The sequence below is a fragment of the Streptomyces sp. YIM 98790 genome (genome assembly GCF_011421595.1).
Taxonomy (GTDB): domain Bacteria; phylum Actinomycetota; class Actinomycetes; order Streptomycetales; family Streptomycetaceae; genus Streptomyces.
Window position 1 is genome coordinate 1 of sequence record NZ_WTLH01000350.1, and the last position, 2,592, is coordinate 2,592.

The 2,592-nt window shown below is 75.2% G+C and carries 3 protein-coding genes; 1 reads left to right on the forward strand and 2 read right to left on the reverse strand.

Features of this window, described 5'->3' with window-relative positions; translation table 11 throughout:
* Both GQS09_RS27880 and GQS09_RS27885 read right to left on the reverse strand, forming a co-directional pair.
* On the reverse strand, positions 1-660 hold a 660-nt coding region (locus GQS09_RS27880), incomplete at its 3' end, for an FHA domain-containing protein (RefSeq protein ID WP_165990295.1).
* Positions 661-757: 97 nt separating this feature from the next.
* Positions 758-1,336, reverse strand: a complete 579-nt coding sequence (locus tag GQS09_RS27885; RefSeq protein WP_165990296.1) for a GNAT family N-acetyltransferase — start codon at positions 1,334-1,336, stop codon at positions 758-760.
* 225 nt (positions 1,337-1,561) lie between these two features.
* Between GQS09_RS27885 and GQS09_RS27890 the strand changes: the two genes are divergently transcribed.
* Positions 1,562-2,592: serine/threonine-protein kinase (locus GQS09_RS27890; RefSeq protein WP_165990297.1), on the forward strand; the 1,031-nt coding region annotated here is incomplete at its 3' end.

Genomic DNA, 2,592 nt, shown 5'->3' on the forward strand with positions numbered 1-2,592 from the left:
CCCGGGGCGGCTCACCGGCCCCTGGGGGGCCGGGTGCGGGAGGCCCCGGGAGCCGGGCGGCACGGCGGCATCCGCGGCGACCCGCAGCACCGACTCGCCGATCCGCAGCTCACCGCCGGGCGGCAGGGGCACCGGCTCGCCCGGGACGGGGCGGGCCGCATCCATCCCCGCCGCCGCCCAGGGGGCGGCGACCAGGGCGGTGCCGTTGGTGGAGCCCAGATCCCGCACGGTCATGGTGCCGTCCTCGGCGACCGTGATCTCGCAGTGCAGACGGGAGACGTCGGGATCGTCCAGCGGGACATCGGCCCGGCTGGAGCGGCCGATGCGGATCTGGCCGCCGTGCAGCAGATGGACACCGCCGGCGTCCGGCCCGGAGAGCACCAGCAGCCGGGCGGGCGCCTCGGCCGGTTCGACCGGATCGACCGGGCGCTGGAAGGCCAGCACCGCGCCGTCCACCAGCGGGGGGCGGCCGAGCGGCGCGCGGGCCGGATCAAGCCGCCGGGCCCCGCAGTACACGGGCCCCGGGGCACCGCTCCCGGGCGCCGCGGCGGCGGCCAGCTCGCCCAGCACCTCGGCGAGCGGGGTGCCGGCGGCAGCGGTGACCGTCACATCGGTGCCCGCGCCGCCCTGCGGCCCGAGAACGGTCAACCAGATCTGCATCGGCCCTCCCGGTCGCATCGACATCTGATGCTTCAAGAATCCTCGCATCAGTCACTGACAGCCCGCGCCGCAAGCAACCCTTCATGATCTTGATTGCTCAGATGTGACCGGAACTGATCGTTAGCTCGGCGCGCAGCACAGGCCCCTCGTACGGACCCGGGTTGCGGTTGGCGCCGGTGGGGCCCCCGCCGGGTGCGCCCGGCACGATACGGAAACCCAGCGCGGTGAGCAGCGCGCGCCCGCCCTCCTCGCCCGCCACCAGCGAGGCCGTCACCCGGCGCACACCCCCGGCCGCGGCCCGCTCCAGCAGCCGCCGGGCCACTGCCCGCCCGACGCCGCGGCCCCGCAGCCGCGGATCGACGAGGAACACACCGACCGCGCAGCCGTCCGGCCCGGGATGACCCAGCACCGCGTCGATCAGCCCCACGATGTCACCCGGTGCCCCCGGCGCCGCGCCGCTCTCCACCACCAGCAGCCGTTTCCGGTCAAAATCGGCGCCCTCGGGAAGCGCGTAGTACAGGCTCTGCACGTCACCCGGTCCGGGCGGCAGACCGGTGGCACGCCGGAACCAGTCGGTGCACCGCTCGTACAGCGCGAGCACCGCCGGCTCGTCGGCCGGCTCCAGGCCGCGCAGGCTCAGCGACAGACCGGGGTCCGGATGGGGCACGGTCATCATGGGGACACCGTAGCCAGGGCCGCCCGGCCCCGGCGCCGGTTTCCGCGGCCCCATTACAGTAGGGAGGCCGGGGGCATGACACCCGGGCGGCGGTACCGGGGCGGCCGGGGGGAACCTCACCGCGATACCCCGGGGCGCCGGCACGCATGGTCACCGGGTGTCCCACGGCCGCCCACGGCCATCTCCAGCACACCCACGTCCACCACCGAACACCAGGGAGCACGCGTGCGGCCGGTCGGCAGCAAGTACCTGCTAGAGGAGCCGCCGCTCGGTCGCGGCGCCACCGGTACCGTCTGGCGCGGTCGCCGGCGGGAGGCCGCCGGCGAGGAGGCGGCCGTGCCGGGGCACCCAGGTGAGTGGGTGGCGATCAAGGTCCTGAAGGAGGAGCTGGCCCAGGACCCGGACGTGGTCATGCGCTTTCTGCGCGAGCGTTCGGTGCTGCTCCGGCTCGGCCAGGACGGCCACGGCAACATCGTCCGGTTCCGCGACATCGTCGTGGAGGGCGATCTGCTCGCCCTGGTGATGGATCTGGTCGAAGGCCCGGACCTGCACCGTTACCTGCACGAGAACGGGGCACTCACCCCGGTGGCCGCCGCCCTGATCACCGCGCAGATCGCCGACGCGCTGGCCGCCGCGCACGCCCGGGGCGTGGTGCACCGCGATCTCAAGCCGGCCAACGTGCTGCTGGCCACCGACCGGGACCCGGCCTCCGGCGGCGAGGTGCTGCGGCCGATGCTCACCGACTTCGGCATCGCGCGGCTCGCCGACTCCCCGGGCGTCACCCGGACCCACGAGTTCATCGGCACTCCCTCCTATGTCGCGCCGGAGACCGCGGAGGGCCGGGAACAGACTTCGGCGGTTGACATCTACGGCGTCGGCGTCCTGCTCTACGAGCTGGTCTCCGGCCGTACCCCGTTCTCCGGCGGCACCGCGCTGGAGGTGATCCAGCGGCATCTGGTGGAGCCACCGTCCCGTCCCGAGGGCGTGCCCGACCCGCTGTGGACAGTGATCGACCGCTGCCTGCGCAAGCGCCCGGACGAGCGGCCCGGTGCGGAGAGCCTGGCCCGCGCGCTGCGCGTGGTGGCCACCGGGCTCGGTGACTACGCCGGCCCGCAGGAGCGCACCGCCGCCTACGGCGTGGGCGGCATGCTGCTGCCCGACCCCTCGCCGGTGAAGGTGCCCGGAACCGGCGCGGGCGCCGGCACCGGTGCCGGCCCGGCCGGTGCGGCGGAGCCGACCCAGGCACTGCCCGGCGG